Raw genomic sequence first — 17,592 nt, forward strand, 5'->3', positions numbered from 1 at the left:
CTACCTTCTAATTTTCCCATAAGAATTATAAGTGTTTATGGCACCTTTATCTTGTGGTTTTAACATATTAATCATTGCATTAGTATAATTTAGGGCTTGCTTTAACAAAATGCTATTACTATCTTTTTGCATCTTTGTTGCCTCTAAAAGCATAATACAATCATCATAATTTTTTTCTAATTCTTTATCTTTATATTCATCTATTACTTCTTTCATAGATCTTCCTTTTGTAATTTTTCTTCTTTCCATTTCAATTATTGCAATTTCTTTATTTGATTTTTCAATGTTAGCGATGATTGACTCCAACCCCAAAGCATCATCTTTAACTATTAAATTGTATTGTTGTTCTAATAAATTTAAAATTTCTCCAATAGCTTGTTTTTCCTTAATTAAAATATCATTCAATTTATTATTCATTAGTAGTATTCTCTCCCATTTAAATGTTCTATGATTTTTTCTGCTACTAACTTACTATCAACCTTATAAGTTCCTTCTTTGATTTGAGCTTTTATTTTCTCAATTCTTTCAGTAGAGGCTTCTTTTAAATCAGTTGCAGCCATAGTATTTAAAGTTTTTCCTAAGTTTGAAATTTCACAGCTATCTTTAATTGAAACTTCATTAGTTTTAGCCACCGTTTTATTCACATTTTTATATGAATTAATGGCCATAAAATTTGATGTACTATTAATTTTCATTTTTCATACCTACCTTGTGTTTATTCTAATAGTTATATCGTTATCTTATATTAAAAGTTTATAGAAAAAAGTTTAAAAAATTATACTAAATTTAAATAAATATTAACATTTTTAAAATAAAAGGCTGCGAAAAAATATATTTAATATACTTATTCACAGCCTTTTATTTATATCAATAGATTATAACTCTTTAAAATATATACCATTGATTTTATTTACCAAGACTTCTAACTCTTTCTTCACCACTTACTATGCCTGTAATTTTAACACCAAAATTCTCATCAACTACAACTACTTCACCGTAAGCTATTTTTTTACCATTAACTAAAATATCCACTGGTTCTTCTGCTAATGTATCTAACTCTATTAGTGATCCTGTAGTTAATTCTAATACTTCTCTTATATTTTTTCTAGTTTTACCAAGCACAACAGATACTTCTAGTGGCACATCTAGTATTAAATCTATATTATTTGGCATACTTGTAGTTGGCCTATTATTTAATTGACTAAAGGCAGCTTGTTTAACTTGAACAGGCTCCTCATTAGTTTCTATTGATTTTGGTTCATAATCATAGTTAGCATTTTCACTTTTCATTGCAATCTCTTCATTTAAGTTATTTTCTTCCACTATATTTTCTTCTTTAGAAGTAGTTTCTTCTTCTGTTCCCATCATTATAGTTATAATTTTTTGAGCAGTAACTAGTGGAAGCACTTGCATAATACTACTATCTACTAAATCCTCGATATTCATTCTAAATGATATAAATGCAATTTCTTCTTCTTCATTAATTTCTTCTGATAATGGTGATGTTGTTTCATCACAAATACTTGATAATGGTGGTGAAATATTTACTTCTCTTCGGAACATAGTAGCCATAGAAGTAGCAGCCGAACCTATCATTTGATTCATAGCCTCAGATACTGCACTAATTTCTATTTCTGAAAGTTCACTAATTCCATCTACTTTTCCATCTCCACCCATCATAAGGCTTGCAATAACCGCCGCATCGCTTATTTTCATTATTAATAAATTTCCACCCATTATTCCACTAGTAAATTTAACATCTAAAACTACATTTGGCGTCTCAAAGCCTTCTCTTACTTTTCTTAAAGTACTTACTTGTATATTTGGTGTAGTTATATTTACTTTTTTTCCTATAATGGTGGAAAGCGCTGTTGCAGCGGATCCCATAGAAATATTTCCAACTTCACCAAGAAGATCTTTTTCTATATCACTTAAAACTTCCTTTTCTTTTTCCTTTTCACTCTCTTTAGGTGAAGCGTCATTTCCATTTAATAAAGAATCTATTTCTTCTTGTGATAGAAATCCGTTACTCATCGTTCTCCACATCCTCGCTTATATATTCTATTATTTGAACTGCTCTTTGCTTTCCACTTAAACCAGGTTTACCAATGTAAGTCAATTGTTCTTCTACATAAATCTCTGCTGGTGAATCTATATTATTATCTAAAGTTATAACGTCTCCTATATTTAAAGATAAGAAATCATTAACTGTTATTTCTGTTTTTCCAAGTATAGATAAAATATCTACATTTACTTTATCTAGTCTATGCCTTACCTTCTTCTTATGCTCATTTGCTAGTTCGTCATCATTGCTAAACCAATATCTAATCACAAGCTTGTCTAAAACTTTCTCTATACTAAGATATGGTATACATATATTCATGAACATAGTAGTGCTAAACATTTCAACAGTAAATGTTATAAGAGCAACTGGCTCATTAGGCGCTAGAGTTTGATTTAATGCTGGATTTGTTTCTATTTCTTGAATTTCTGGTTGTACATCTAAAACATCTTCCCATGCTAATTTCAAATTTGATACTAATCCACTATTTAAAACTTTAATAAGTTTCTTTTCTATTTCTGTAAGCTCCTTTAATTTAGGTTTTTTATAACCTGAACCTCCTGCTAAAACATCATACATTCTAAGAACAAATTCTGCATTAGTTTCAAGTAATATATCTCCACTTAATGGTGGCATTTTAAAAAGTGTAAGCACTGTAGGATTTGGTATAGAGTGAATAAACTCTTCATAAGTTATTTGCTGAACACTTTCTACATTGACTTTTATATTACTTCTAAGTTGTGCAGTTAAATAATTAGAAATTATTCTACTGTAATTGTCATGAACAAGCTCTAAAGTTCTTATATGATCTTTAGTAAATTTTTGAGGCCTTCTAAAATCATAAGGTTTTACTTTAACTTTCTCTTCCTTCACTTCTAATGAATCTGCCTCTAAATCTCCAGAAGATAAAGCAAGCAAAAGAGCATCTATTTCTCTTTGAGATAATACTTCTGACATTACTCTACCTCATTCCTATATTCGTAGATTTTATATATTTATTTTATCAAAATCTAATAAAGTTATAATTCTATCTTTTAAATTAATTACACCTTTTATAAATACTTTTTCTTTATCACTAACTACTCTTTCTACAGAACCATCTTCTACTTCTAATACCTCATCTACTGAATCTACTGTAATACCGACAGCTTCATCCTCTAAATTTAATATTATAATATTTTGTTCCTCTGTATTAGCTGATTTCATATTTAATACTAAGTTTATATCTAAAATTGTAATTATAATCCCTCTTAAATTTATAAGTCCTTTTATATGACTTGGCGCTTTGGGTACTAATGTGATGTTCATCATATCACATATACTTTGAACTTTGCTAGTTTCAACAGCAAATTGTTCATCCCCAATCCTAAAAACAACAACTTGCATTGCTAGTCCCCCTATCCAATTACTTTATTTATAGCTTCTAATACTCTATCTGCTTGGAAAGGCTTAACTATAAAATCTTTTGCACCTGCTCTTATAGCATCCATAACCATGCTTTGTTGACCCATAGCACTACACATTACTATTTTTGCATTTGGATCAAATTCTTTTATAGCTTTTACAGCTTCTATTCCATCCATATCTGGCATAGTTATATCCATTGTAACCACGTCTGGTTTCTCAGATTTATAAAGTTCTACAGCCTTTATTCCATTTTGTGCTTCTCCTACTACTTCAAATCCATTCTTTTCAAGAATGTCCTTTATCATCATTCTCATAAATGTTGCGTCATCAACTATTAATACTTTAGCCATTTAAATTTCCCTCCATTATTCCTAAAGATTTCAATATTTTTTCTAATGAGCCAGGCATAGGAATATAATAAAAATGCCCGTTTAATGTTTCATTTTCTTGAATAAATTCTGTTTCAATATCTAAAACAGATTCTCCATATTGACCAGCTTCCATAAATGTTGTTGAAAGTATAGCCCCTATCATATCACTAGCCACTGCTGGTACAGAAAGCGTCAAGTTCAAATTTGTAAGTGATGCAATGGCATTTATATAAGTGGATGAAATTATATTTCCAACCTCGGCTAAAACCGATAGCCCCATTTCATTTACTTCATTTCCACATTGTCCACAAAGACTACTTATTATATCTAAAAGAGAATTTTCATCTATTATAAATAGCATATTTCCAGGTGCATCACCAAGCACTCTAATTACAACTGCATAGGCTAAATCTTCAGCATCATTTTCAAATATTTCTTCGTAAGGTATTAAATTTACTTTAGGAAAAGTTATATCAACCTTTTTATTTAAAAGATTAGATAATGCTGTTGCAGAATTTCCTATTCCTATATTTCCTACTTCCCTTAGTGCATCTAACTGGAGATCAGTTAGCTTCGTATATTCCAAATTTTAAGCACCTCCTTATATCAATGATGCAACATCTAGTATTAATGTTACTAATCCATCTCCTAAAATTGTAGCACCTATATATTCATTCAAGTTCTTTAATGTCTTACCAAACGGCTTTATTACTATTTCTTGTTGACCTAATAATGAATCTACAAGTAAACCAACTTCCCTTTCTCCTACCTTTGTCATAACTACATATTTCTTTCCATGATCATCCTCTGGAATGTTTAATTTTTCATTAACTCTTATAAGATTAACTATATTATCGTTATAAATTATTACCTCTTTATTATTTGTCTTTTTAGTTAATTCCTTTTTATATTCAATAACTCTATCTATATATCCTAAAGATATTGCCATTGTTTCAGAACCAACCTTTACAAGTAATGCTTGTATAATTTGAAGTGTAAGTGGAAGTCTTATAATAAAACTTGTTCCCTTACCTAATTCACTTATAGCATCTACAGTTCCTCCTAATGCAGCAATTTTAGTTTTTACTACATCCATACCAACACCTCTACCTGATATGTCTGTAACTACTTCATTAGTACTGAATCCTTGGCTAAATATTAAATTTTTAATGTCATTTTCGCTCATACCTTCTGTAGTTATTCCTACACTTTCAGCCTTAGCTCTAATCTTGTCAACATTTAGCCCTTTTCCATCATCTTCAACTTTTATTACAGCCTTAGTTCCTTCTGGATATGCTATAAGCTTTATTTTTCCATTTGGATTTTTACCAGCTTTGATTCTTTCTTCTGGACTCTCTATCCCATGGTCTGCTGCATTTCTTAAAAGATGAATTAATGGTTCCCCAATTTCTTCTATAACTGTTCTATCAAGTTCAGTGTCTTGTCCTAATATTTCAAGATCAATTTCTTTACCTAATTCTATAGATAAATCCCTTATCATCCTTGGAAATCTATTAAATACAGCGTCTAATGGCAACATTCTTATTTTCATAACCAAATCTTGTAAATCAGATGTACTTCGAGCTACTTGTTCTAAAGTTTCATTTAGCTCTGGTATTTTATGATTTAAACTTATTTGTTCTAGTCTTGTCCTATGAATCACAAGTTCTGAAACCATATTCATAAACTTATCTAATCTTTCCAAATCTACTCTTACTGATTGTCCAACTGTTCTCCCCTTAGGATGTTTATCGGAATTATGCTTATCGTTAGTTGTTTTCTTTCCCTTAATATCTTTACCTTTTTCTATTTCTTTATTTATTTCTTTTATTTTCTCTGATTTATTAGTAATTTCTTTTGGTTTCAAATTTTTTATACTTTTTTTATTATTTTCTGAGATATTACTGATTTCTACACTTTTCACTTCTGATATTTTAAATAATATATCTTTAGTTTCTTTTTCAGTTTTTTTAGTAATATAAGTTAGTTCTATATTATAATCAAAATTTTCTGCCTCTAAATCTTCTGATGCAGGTATTGATTTTATAACCTCACCATGCGCCTCTAGCTCTTGCATTATTATAAATACTCTTGCTGATTTTAATAATGTTCCTTCATCTAACTGAATACTTACATTAAGTGCATTAAATCCAACTTGCTTAGCTTGTTTTATAACATCCATATCATATTCTGATAAGTTATAATTTGAACAATCACTATTAATCTCTTCTTTATTTTTATCTGTTTTTACATCTGAAACTTCAACTATTCTTACTTCTGAAATGTCTTCTATTAAATTTTTTATAGTTTCCTTAGTTTCTTTTGTTATATACGCAAAATTTATATCCAAATCAAAATCTTCAATTTCTAAATCTTCTAAGATAGGTTGTGTTTTTATAATTTCTCCATGCTCTTCTAGGGCTTGCATTATTACAAATGCTCTTGCTGATTTTAAAATTGTTCCATCATCTAATTTAACATAAATACTATACGCATTAAATCCAGAATCCTTAGCTTGTTTAATTACATTTAAATCATACTCATTAAATTGAAGTTGATTTGCTACATCACAAACTGCCTCAATTGATTTTCCTTCTGCATTTTCAGCATTTTCTTTAGCTTCATCGCTTTGTTTTTTATTACCTATATCTTCTAATTGATGAACTATATCTGATATATCATAATCTAATTCTTCACCATCAGCAATAGTGTTTATCATATTCTCCAAATTATCTAGACATCTAAATAATACTGTTACAACCTTTGGAGTTACATTTAATTCTCCTTCTCTAAACTTAGATAAAACATCCTCCATTTTATGAGTAAGTTCTGCTATAGTATTATATCCCATAGTTGCAGCCATACCTTTAATAGTATGTGCTACCCTAAATATTTCATTTAACCTTTCTTTATCATTAGGTTCTTGCTCTAAAATAAGGAGACTTTCATTTAAAGTTTGAAGATTATCCATTGATTCTTCTAAAAACATTGAAAGGTATTGTGACGTATCCATATTATTCCTCCTCAAAGCTTCCTATAAATAAAAGTGGATACTTTTTCAAAATTGAAAGCCTTATAATTATATATACTTTCCGTAGCCCCTACAAAAAGTATCCCACCTTTTTTTAAGGATCTACTAAATTTATCATAAATTCTATCTTTTATATCTTGATTAAAGTATATTACTACATTTCTACAAATTATTATGTCAAAATTACTTTCATAATTTTCTAAAATAAGGTCATGTTTTTTAAATGTTATCATTTTTTTTAATTTATCATCTATAACATAACTTTTATCATGACTTTTAAAATATTTTTTTAATAGCTGTGATGGTACATTTTTAATCTCTAAGCTACTATATTCACCTTTTTTTGCTTTGTTTAATATATTGTTATCAATATCTGTCGCTATAATTTTATGATTAACTCCTGGTGATATTTCATCTAATATCATCGCTAAAGAATATGGCTCTGCACCAAGAGAACATGCTGCACTCCAAATTTTTAGTGGAGATTTATAATTCAAGTTACTTTTTATAACATCCTTAAACTCGTCAAAAATTTCAGGATTCCTAAAAAATTCCGTTACATTTATAGTTAAATAATCCAAAAATTTTTCTCGTTGAATCTTATCAGTTTTTAGCATTGTTATATATTCTTCTATTGAACTTGCACCTACTCTAGTCATTAAACTTTGGATTCTTCTATGCAATTGATTAGACTTATATGCCGTTAAATCTATTTGCAGCTCTCTTTTCACCCAAACTTCAAGCGGTTTAAAATCCATTACTTTAGTCAACTCCTCTAACTACTTTTGTTATTCTGCTTGATACATAATGTAATGGCAATACCTCATCAACTTTATTAGTTTCAAAAGCAGCTTTGGGCATACCATATATTATGCAAGTTGACTCATCTTCTGCCATAGTATAACCACCTCTATTTTTAACCTCTATAGTTCCATTAGCTCCATCTTTACCCATTCCAGTTAAAACAACACTTAATAACTTACTTCCATAAACTTTTGATGCTGATATAAACAGTTTATCTACAGCTGGTTTAACACCACAAACTGGAGAAGTGTCTGTAAGTCTTATATAAGTTCCTTCTATCTCCATATGATATCCTGCCCTTGCAACGTAAACAACATTTTCTTCTATACGCATTCTATCTTCAGCTTCAACAACTTTTAAATTACTTCCCCTGTCTAGTCTTTCTGCAAAAGCTTTAGTAAAACCAACAGGCATATGCTGAACTACAAAAATTGGAACTCCTAAGTTTTTAGGTAGTCCTGTAATAACGCTGTACAATGCTTTAGGTCCTCCTGTAGATGCTCCTATTACCACTGCATTTATCTCTTTATGGTTAGTTTCTTTTTTTCTAAGCCTTTCCATAAAATTTGAATTTGTCTTATTTCTCATTGATATAGATTTAATCGTTCTTTTTTCATTTCTTATTTTTTTTATTAAATCATCCTTAACAATATTTATATCTAATGAAATTGCTCCTGATGGCTTGCACACAAAATCAAAAGCTCCAAGAGCAAGGCAGTCCATAGTAATTTCAGCCCCATCTTTAGTTAATGAACTTAACATTATTATTTTCGAAGCTATTTTCTTTTCTTTTAGTACTTTTAATGTAGAAATTCCATCTAAAATTGGCATTTCTATATCTAAAGTAATTACATCTGGTGTAATTACCTCTAGTTTTTTTAAAAGTTCTTCACCATTTCTAGCTATAGCAACTACCTCCATGTCTTCTTGCTCATTTATCATATCAGATATTATTTTTCTCATAAGAGCGGAATCATCAACTACTATAACTTTTATTTTTCTGTCCATTAACTATCACCTCTAATAATAAACTTTAAATATCTTTAATACCTAGACCTATTGTTTTCACTTGAAGTACTCCATTCTCTGTATTTAAGGTAATAGTTCTTCCTTTATTTCCACCTACATCTTCTGCCTCAATTGGAATTTTATATTTTTTAAGCATTTCTTTAACAGCTTTTGCATTTCTATCGCCAATATCCATGTTCATATTTTTATCAGCAAAACTAAACATAGATGCTCCACCTGCAATTTTTGCTTTTAAAAACTTTTCATTTGCTCCTGCATTTTTCATCTTATCTACCAATATAGGTATAGCTAAATCTGCAAATTTAAGATTATTAGTAATTTTAGTGAACTTAGTACTATCTGGAAGCATTATATGGGCAAGTCCACCAATTTTAGAGTATTTATCGAAAAGAGCTATACCTATACATGATCCAAGACCTATTGTTATTAATCGATCTGGATTTTTTCCTATATTTAAGTCTCCTATACCAATCTTTATATCTTTTTTTTCCATAGTTTCACCTAATATACAAGTTCTTTTTCTTCATCTGATAATATATTCGAAAGAGACAAGAATATTATTATCCTATCTTTTTCTTTTATTAATCCTTGAATATATCTTTTTGATATATCAGATGCTATATCTGGAGCAACTTCAATATTATTAACATTAATAGGCTTTACTTCGGATACTGAATCAACTATTATTCCTATTTTTCGTTCTTCATCCCTTACTACTATTATTTTTAATTCATCTTTAATTTTTTCACCATGTTTATTAAATTTATCTGAAAGTGATATTACTGGAAGTATACTTCCCTCATAATTTATAATGCCTTTTAAAAAACTTGGTGCATCAGGTAATTCTGTAGGTTCTTCATAAATTAAAATTCTCTCTACATCCATAATATTTTCGGCATAAAATTGATCCCCTATTGAGAAAATTAGCATCTTTATTTCTTCATTCATTTTTTCACCCTCTATAACTTTAATTTTTCAACACATATTTCATCATCTTTATCTAAATAAACGTGAATGTCTTTACTTGGTTCTTCTAATACATATTTTTTATTTCCAATTATAAATTTAGTGTTATAATAGGCCATAGCTACATATATATGACCTTTATCTTTCACTTTCAGCACATTCATAACACCATTAGGTGTTCCTACTATTTTAGCTTTTATTTCATTTTCAGCACTTATAACTCCGCCTCTAATTGTACTTTTATCATTTATAAAATATATACTATCTAAAGAACTAACATTAGATTTATAAATTCCTTTTCCATCAATATAAATATTTCCTGTAACATCAATATTACAATCCTGTGCATAAGTTATATACATATCACACCTTTTATATATTTTGCTATTTAATTCTTCTATTTTAGCTTTTAATAATTTTTCCATATAAGTTACTTCATTTATAGTTTTGAAATTATCAAAATAACAATTACACATTTTTACGGAAATAAATTTATATAAATCACATTGTATATCCTTTTGACTTTTCATTGAATTAATTAAATTATAAATGTCCATATTAAAGTTCTTAAATCTAGCATCAATAATTGCATTTATTAAGTCTTTTTCTTTAATTTGATTAGCCAAATTATTGCTACTATTTATTTTATAAAGATTCTCGCAAAGGTTGAATATTTTTTCATGAATTTTTTCTACCTGTTCTATATATTTAGAGTAGTCTGCACCAATATTTCCGCCTAATATATTTGATGATATAATGTTACCTTTTACTTCTATATCCCCTTCTGCATTTAATTCCCCTCTTAAGACATTACCACGAATAATTATACTATTCCCACTTTCAACCTTCATATCATCTTTAACGTTCCCATGAACTATAACATCACCTATAAACCTTATATTACCCTTTGAGATATCCACATCACCATCAACATTAAAAACCTCTTCAACAGAAAATGTGTTGCTCCTGAGGTAAGGCTTACCACTTATTGTGGCATATGCTCTATTTCCTACAACATTTACCCCTTTTCCACTTTTTATGGTTTTAACTTTTCTTTTTGGTGGTTTAATTACTTGTCCATAAACATTAAAGCCTATTTTTCCATTTTTACCTATCTGCAACTCACCAATTAAATCACCTGATTTTACAGTTTCTACTTCGCCTATAGATTTAAAGTCAACTCTTCCATTGTCATCTTCAACTAACTTTTTCTCATCCATTACATTAAAATATGCTTTAATTTCATCATCTATAGGTTTAATTGGCTCTTTCCCCATTGCTATGCTAATATTTTCTATAATATCGTTTTCACAACAATATTTTATAGCATCATCATCTAACCCATAAATTATTCCTAATTTATTAAGTTCCATAGTTAGTTCTGACTCAGTATATCTAGGTGCTGTTAATTCTCCTATTACCTCTATTGTTGGTCTTAGTATTGGCGAAATCTGAGAATCCTTAATTTTATATAGATTGCATTTTTCTTCTCTTATTGTAACTTTTGCTTCTATTTTATCTTCAGATATCTCTATATTTAGATGCCTTTTTGGTTTTTCTTGATTTTTAATTGTAAATTCCACTACATTCTCTTGAAAAACTTCTACAGGCTCTGTAATAACTTTGTTATCAATTTTTATTTCTACATCTGGTGATGGTAAAATTCTAGCCGGTAATTTTCCTTCTTCAGGATTTAAAACAAAAACTTTATTATTTTCTACCTTTATAACACCTAACCCATTTGTTTTTACTTCCACCATAAATCCCCCCAAATTAAAGTTAACCTAGAGGTTTTTGACTATTTTTTAGACTATAATAATTTATTATTTTTTCACATGCCTAAATTATCGTCAAAATCCCCTATTACTTTATATATTCCCCTAAAAAATTACTAACTTATATCTTTTTTTATTAATTCATCAAATTTATTTTTTATATCATTTATTATTTTATTCTTTTGTGAATTTATTTTTAATTCATCTATACTTTTTATTGGCAATACCTTTGGAGATGTACCTGATATAAATGCTCCTTCTATTTTATCTAATTGTTTATAACTTAATTCCTTCTCTTCTATTTCAAGACCCAATTCATTACAACATTGAATTATCTTCATCCTTGTTATGCCTGGTAACACCTTATTACCTGGTGATGTTACAATTTTGCCATCTATAACCATAAATATGTTAGACCTACTACCTTCCGTAATATATCCATTCCTATCTACTAATATAGCTTCATAAGAGTTACTTTCCTCTAGTTTTCTATTAACCCTTTCTCTAAAAGTATCATTTATTACCTTTGCGTTAGGGTTTTCTCTTTCACCAAAATATAATATTGTTTTTACACCATTACTGTATAAATCTTGTGAAGGGTAGCTATGAGGTATAAAAAACATATACCTGTTACTATTATCTAATATAATTTTAATATTCCCTTCTATTACATCATTTACCTTTACTAATTTTTCTATTTCATTTTTTATAATTTCCGTAGTTATAACAAACTTACTATTTGTAATTTTTACAGAATTAATTAACCTTTCTATATGTTCTTTTAAAAATAAAGGCTTCTTATTTATAATTCTTATAACTTCATAAATTTGTTTTGATGATACTGGTTTTATTTTTTCAAATTCATCTGCAGTTTTCACATCACCATTATATATAATATATTTATTAGAAATTTTAATCATTACTGTAACACTCCCTATTTCCATTTTAGTATCTGTAATTTATCATGTTTCCTTTTGTAATTTATTAAATAGCCATTTCCAACTAAATTTAATAAAGGCAAATCCGATAAGGAATCAGAGAACATATATGAGTTTTTAAAATCCACCTCTATGCCTTCTTTTTTTATTTCCTCCATTAATCTTTTAACCTTTTCTTCACCTTTGCAATTTGTACCATCTATTATTGGTCTATGAATATTATTTTCCACTTTAAACCTAGTACCTATAACTTTATCTACTTCCTTTATCTTATAAAATTCATTTATATAAAATTCAGCTGAAGCGGATATTAAATAAATTTTACAACCTTCTTTTTTTAATTTTTTCATCATATCGATAGCATCTTGATAAAGTATATTACAAAGTCTTTTTTCATAAAACTCTTTAACAAGCTCTTGCATTTCATCTTCTTTAATTCCATCTATAAATCTTATAAATGTTTCTTTTGATTTTCCAGCATCCTTTAATCTTAATGCAAATAATAAAGTGGATATTATATTTCTTGGCGCATATTTTATAAACTTAGGACTTTTCTTTATCATAAACATGTAAAGTTCCAAAAGTGTTTCTCTTTTTGTTATAGTATAATCAATATCAAAAATAGCTAATTTTTCCATATTTTTCTCCTGACAAACAATATTTTATTAATATAACTTTCACTAAATATTTTTAAAATGAATTTTCAAAATAGTCTATCTATAAATATTATAAAAGTTAATAAGTACTATCTAATTATTATTTTCCTTTATATTATTATAAAATAAAAAAGTCGTTTTGATAACGACTTTTTACTTTTTTAATTAATTTTGTGCTGCAATTGATTTTTCATAATATTTTCTAGCTGCCTCGTACTCTTCATCATCTGGAACTACTAATTCTCCAACTTCGTCGTCTCCAACAACTTTAAATAAATATACTGAACCATCATTTGGATTTTGAACTAATGCAAATTCATTTTCATTAAAAACGAATCCATCTACTATCTCACATATTATAGTGTTTCCTTCTTCATCCTCTAATGCAACTGTTAAAACTTCGTGATCTTCACATCCGCATCCACAACCTTCACTTTCATGGTTATGTCCACATCCGCAACCTTCGTTTTCATGACTATGTCCGCTACATCCACAGCTTTCGTGTTTTACTTCATTCTCTTTGTTATCGCATCCACAGCCGCATCCGCAATCTTTATTATCATTCATATTTAACACCTCCTATATGGTTATATTCTAATTGTACCCTTAATTTAACTTTTTTAAAAGCTTTTTTAATAAAAATATATATATTATAAAATATACATAATTTTCATAACAAGCATTACTTTATTTATAATAAAAATATATAAGTTTTATATAAAAAAAGGATTACTCAAACTTTGAGTAACCCTTTTTTATTCAAATTATATTAGATTTGTTGTTCTGCAAGTCTTTTATAATTTTCTCTTCTCTCTTTAGCATCTTGCTCTGTTTTAGCAAATAATGCTTCAGCATCTTCTGGGAATGCTTTTGCTAATGAAGCATATCTAACTTCTCCCATTAGATAATCTTTAAATGATAATGTTGGTTCTTTAGAATCTAAGCTAAATGGATTTTTACCTTCTTCTTTTAGTACTGGGTTATATCTATATAATGTCCAGTATCCAGATTGAACAGCTAATTTAGATTCTAATTGAGTAGATCCCATACCTTTTTTAATTCCATGGTTTATACATGGTGCATAACCAATTATTAATGATGGGCCATCATATGCTTCTGCTTCTCTTATAGCTTTAAGAGTTTGATTTTGATCAGCTCCCATAGCTACTTGAGCTACATAAACATATCCATAACTCATAGCCATCATTCCTAAATCTTTTTTCTTAGTTCTCTTACCTGCAGCTGCGAATTTAGCTATAGCAGCAGTTGGAGTAGATTTAGAAGATTGACCACCTGTATTTGAGTAAACTTCTGTGTCAAATACAAATACATTTACATTTTCTCCACTTGCTAATACGTGGTCTACTCCACCATATCCGATGTCGTATGCCCAACCGTCTCCACCGAAGATCCATTGTGATCTCTTAACGAAGAAATCTTTTTTATTATAAACTTCAGCTAAAGCTTCATTTGATTTTTCATTTTCTAACATTGGTAATATTTTAGCTGCTAAAGCTTTTGTAGCTTCTGCATCATTTACATTTTCTAACCATTCTTTTAATAAACCTTTTAATTCTTCACAAATATTAGCTTCAACAGCTTCTTTAACTGCTAAAACAAGTTTATCTCTTAATTGGTTAGCTCCTAAGAACATACCTAATCCAAACTCAGCATTATCTTCGAATAATGAGTTTGCCCAAGCTGGACCTTGACCTTTATGGTTAGTTGTGTATGGAGTTGAAGGTGCACTACCGCCCCAGATTGATGAACATCCAGTAGCATTAGCTATCATCATTCTATCTCCAAATAATTGTGTTATAAGTTTTGCATATGGAGTTTCTCCACATCCTGCACAAGCACCACTGAACTCTAAAAGTGGAGTTTCAAATTGGCTACCTTTAACACTGTTTACTCCCATTGGATTTTCAGCTTTTGCTGGTAAGTTTTTAACTGCAAAATCCCAAACTTCTTTTTCTTTTTCTTGAGTTTCGAAAGGTTTCATAACTAAAGCTTTTTCTTTTGCTGGACAAACTTGCGCACAGTTTCCACAACCAGTACAATCTTCAAGTGCTACTGTCATTGCAAATTTTAATCCTTCAAATGCTTTTCCACCTTTAGCATCTACAATTTTCATGTTTGCTGGAGCACCTTCAAATGCTTCTTCTTTTGCAACGTATGGTCTTATAGTCGCATGTGGACATACATAAGCACATTGGTTACATTGAATACAATTTTCTGGTATCCATTCTGGAATATTTATTCCTATTGCTCTTTTCTCATATGCAGCTGTTCCTGGTTCAAATGTACCATCTTCGATACCTGCAAAGGCACTAACTGGTAAATTATCTCCTTCTTGTCTGTTCATAACATCTACGATATTTTTAACGAAATCAGGTTTTTCTTGAATTGGAAGTGCTTCATCTTGAGCATCTTTCCAAGAAGCCGGAACTTCTACTTTAACAATAGATTCTATTCCTTTATCTATAGCATCATGGTTCATTTTTACAACTTTTTCACCTTTTTTGCCATATGATTTAATAACAGCATCTTTTAAGTGTTTAACTGCTTCTTCAGTTGGAATAATTTTTGATAATTCAAAGAATGCAGCTTGCATTATCATGTTTATTCTTCCACCTAAACCTAAATCTTGAGCTATTTTAACAGCATTGATTGTATAGAAGTTTATGTTATGTGCTGCAATATATCTCTTCATTGATGCTGGTAAATGTTTTTCTAAATCTTCTTGATTCCAAATGCAGTTTAATAAGAATGTTCCATTATCTTTTATTCCTGCTAGAACATCATATTTATTAACATATGATTGGTTATGACATCCAACATAGTCTGCAGCATTTATTAAGTATGGTGATTTAATTGGTTTCTTACCAAATCTTAAGTGAGAAACTGTTATACCACCAGATTTTTTAGAGTCATATGCAAAGTATGCTTGAGCATACATATCTGTATTGTCTCCAATTATTTTTATAGCACTTTTGTTAGCTCCAACTGTACCATCTGATCCAAGACCCCAGAATTTACAAGCTGTAGTTCCTTTATCTGCAACTTGTATACTTCTAGATACTTCTAATGAAGTAAATGTTACATCATCATTTATTCCTATTGTGAATCCATTTTTTAATTCATCATTTTTTAAATGATCAAATACAGTTACTATATGATCTGGAGTAGTGTCCTTTGAACCTAGTCCATATCTTCCACCTATTATAGCTGGTTTATTTTCACAATCATAATATGCATTTCTTATATCTTGATATAATGGTTCTCCAGCTGATCCTGGTTCTTTAGTTCTGTCAAGAACTGCTACTTTTTTAACAGTTTTTGGCATATGTTTAAAGAAATGATCTAATGAGAATGGTCTAAATAAACGTACTTTTAATAATCCAACTTTTTCACCTTGAGTTGCTAAGTAATCTATTGTTTCTTCTACAACATCACAAACTGAACCCATTGCAACTATTACTCTATCAGCATCTTGTGCACCATAGTAGTTAAATACATGGTAATCTGTTCCGATTTCTTTGTTTACTTTTTCCATATATTTTTCAACTAATTCTGGAACAGCTTGATAGAATTTATTTGAAGCTTCTCTAGTTTGGAAGTACACATCAGGGTTTTGAGCTGTACCTCTTGTTACTGGATTATTTGGATTTAATCCTCTATTTCTAAATGCTTCTACAGCATCTTTATCTACAAATTTTTCTAATGTTTCGTAATCCCAAGCTTCTATTTTTTGAATTTCATGTGAAGTTCTAAATCCATCAAAGAAGTTTAAGAATGGAACTCTTCCTTCGATTGCTACTAAGTGAGCAACTGGAGCTAAGTCCATAACTTCTTGAACGCTATTGTTTGCAAGTAAAGCAAATCCTGTTTGTCTTGCAGCCATTACGTCTTGGTGATCTCCAAATATTGATAATGCTTGTGCTGCTAATGCTCTAGCAGTTACATGGAATACTCCTGGTAATAATTCCCCTGCTATTTTATACATATTAGGAACCATAAGTAGTAATCCTTGAGAAGCTGTAAATGTAGTTGTTAATGCTCCTCCTTGTAATGATCCGTGAACCGCACCTGCTGCACCTGCCTCAGATTGCATTTCCATCATTCTTACAGTTTGCCCAAAAATATTTTTTCTACCTTGTGCAGCCCACTCATCGCAGTGCTCTGCCATTGGTGATGATGGTGTTATTGGATATATAGCAGCTACATCAGTGTAAGCATAAGCTACGTGAGCAGCAGCAGTATTTCCATCCATAGTTTTCATTTGTCTCATTGTCCAAACCTTCTTTCTTAATATCTATTATTATAATAATTTTTTTGCTATTTGGTTAATACCTATCTTTTTTTTTAATTATCTAAAATAATAACATAGTAATTATTTGATAATTATTATCCATGTTATCAAAAAAATTTTTAGGATAATACCTCGAAATAACTCAATTTTTATAATATTTTTACTAAAAATAGCATTTTATACAGCTTTCATAATCTATGATAATGCTATACCACTTAAATTTCAAGTGCTTAAAGGTCAT

17 protein-coding genes are annotated in these 17,592 nt (G+C 29.2%); all 17 read right to left on the minus strand.

The features are described 5' to 3' along the window. Entirely contained in the window at nucleotides 1–417 is a 417-nt protein-coding gene (locus KQI36_RS01795) for a flagellar protein FlgN (protein WP_216449411.1), read from the minus strand. After that, nucleotides 417–695, minus strand: coding sequence for a flagellar biosynthesis anti-sigma factor FlgM (flgM, locus tag KQI36_RS01800; RefSeq protein WP_199868830.1), 279 nt, complete (start codon nucleotides 693–695; stop codon nucleotides 417–419). The genes KQI36_RS01795 and flgM overlap by 1 nt, the downstream gene beginning before the upstream one ends. Before the next feature lie 211 nt (nucleotides 696–906). Next, nucleotides 907–2,034, minus strand: coding sequence for a flagellar motor switch phosphatase FliY (gene fliY, locus KQI36_RS01805; protein ID WP_216449412.1), 1,128 nt, complete (start codon nucleotides 2,032–2,034; stop codon nucleotides 907–909). Beyond that, nucleotides 2,027–3,019 (minus strand): flagellar motor switch protein FliM, encoded by a 993-nt coding sequence (gene fliM / locus KQI36_RS01810; protein WP_010292446.1) that lies wholly within the window; start codon nucleotides 3,017–3,019, stop codon nucleotides 2,027–2,029. The genes fliY and fliM overlap by 8 nt, the downstream gene beginning before the upstream one ends. Nucleotides 3,020–3,049: 30 nt before the next feature. Beyond that, nucleotides 3,050–3,448, minus strand: a complete 399-nt coding sequence (locus KQI36_RS01815) for a chemotaxis protein CheW (RefSeq protein WP_010292448.1) — start codon at nucleotides 3,446–3,448, stop codon at nucleotides 3,050–3,052. Between the two features lie 11 nt (nucleotides 3,449–3,459). Beyond that, entirely contained in the window at nucleotides 3,460–3,819 is a 360-nt protein-coding gene (locus tag KQI36_RS01820; protein WP_010292450.1) for a response regulator, read from the minus strand. Next, the gene (locus KQI36_RS01825) at nucleotides 3,812–4,426 is read right to left on the minus strand and encodes a chemotaxis protein CheC (protein WP_010292452.1); all 615 of its coding nucleotides are present in this window, start codon (nucleotides 4,424–4,426) and stop codon (nucleotides 3,812–3,814) included. The genes KQI36_RS01820 and KQI36_RS01825 overlap by 8 nt, the downstream gene beginning before the upstream one ends. Before the next feature lie 15 nt (nucleotides 4,427–4,441). Then, the gene (locus KQI36_RS01830) at nucleotides 4,442–6,853 is read right to left on the minus strand and encodes a chemotaxis protein CheA (protein ID WP_216449413.1); all 2,412 of its coding nucleotides are present in this window, start codon (nucleotides 6,851–6,853) and stop codon (nucleotides 4,442–4,444) included. Nucleotides 6,854–6,864: 11 nt separating this feature from the next. Further along, the gene (locus KQI36_RS01835; protein WP_216449414.1) at nucleotides 6,865–7,629 is read right to left on the minus strand and encodes a CheR family methyltransferase; all 765 of its coding nucleotides are present in this window, start codon (nucleotides 7,627–7,629) and stop codon (nucleotides 6,865–6,867) included. Between the two features lie 4 nt (nucleotides 7,630–7,633). Beyond that, a complete protein-coding gene (locus KQI36_RS01840; RefSeq protein ID WP_216449415.1) occupies nucleotides 7,634–8,683 on the minus strand; it encodes a protein-glutamate methylesterase/protein-glutamine glutaminase in 1,050 nt (349 codons plus the stop codon). 25 nt (nucleotides 8,684–8,708) lie between these two features. Then, nucleotides 8,709–9,197, minus strand: coding sequence for a chemotaxis protein CheD (locus KQI36_RS01845; RefSeq protein WP_010292460.1), 489 nt, complete (start codon nucleotides 9,195–9,197; stop codon nucleotides 8,709–8,711). Nucleotides 9,198–9,205: 8 nt separating this feature from the next. Then, complete coding sequence (locus KQI36_RS01850) at nucleotides 9,206–9,652, minus strand: chemotaxis protein CheW (RefSeq protein ID WP_216449416.1); 447 nt, start codon at nucleotides 9,650–9,652, stop codon at nucleotides 9,206–9,208. Between the two features lie 11 nt (nucleotides 9,653–9,663). Continuing rightward, a complete protein-coding gene (locus KQI36_RS01855) occupies nucleotides 9,664–11,430 on the minus strand; it encodes a flagellar assembly protein A (RefSeq protein WP_216449417.1) in 1,767 nt (588 codons plus the stop codon). A 131-nt stretch (nucleotides 11,431–11,561) separates the two neighbouring features. Further along, nucleotides 11,562–12,365: an aminotransferase class IV gene (locus KQI36_RS01860; RefSeq protein WP_216449418.1), complete on the minus strand. Its 804-nt coding sequence runs from the start codon at nucleotides 12,363–12,365 to the stop codon at nucleotides 11,562–11,564. A gap of 14 nt (nucleotides 12,366–12,379) precedes the next feature. Continuing rightward, nucleotides 12,380–13,021 (minus strand): HAD-IB family hydrolase, encoded by a 642-nt coding sequence (locus KQI36_RS01865; protein ID WP_216449419.1) that lies wholly within the window; start codon nucleotides 13,019–13,021, stop codon nucleotides 12,380–12,382. A 183-nt stretch (nucleotides 13,022–13,204) separates the two neighbouring features. After that, nucleotides 13,205–13,606, minus strand: a complete 402-nt coding sequence (locus tag KQI36_RS01870) for a DUF1292 domain-containing protein (RefSeq protein WP_010292467.1) — start codon at nucleotides 13,604–13,606, stop codon at nucleotides 13,205–13,207. A 202-nt stretch (nucleotides 13,607–13,808) separates the two neighbouring features. Next, nucleotides 13,809–17,330, minus strand: a complete 3,522-nt coding sequence (gene nifJ / locus KQI36_RS01875; protein ID WP_010292470.1) for a pyruvate:ferredoxin (flavodoxin) oxidoreductase — start codon at nucleotides 17,328–17,330, stop codon at nucleotides 13,809–13,811. Between the last annotated feature and the right edge of the window lie 262 nt (nucleotides 17,331–17,592).

Source organism: Clostridium senegalense, from assembly GCF_018916625.1.
GTDB lineage: Bacteria > Bacillota > Clostridia > Clostridiales > Clostridiaceae > Clostridium_J > Clostridium_J senegalense.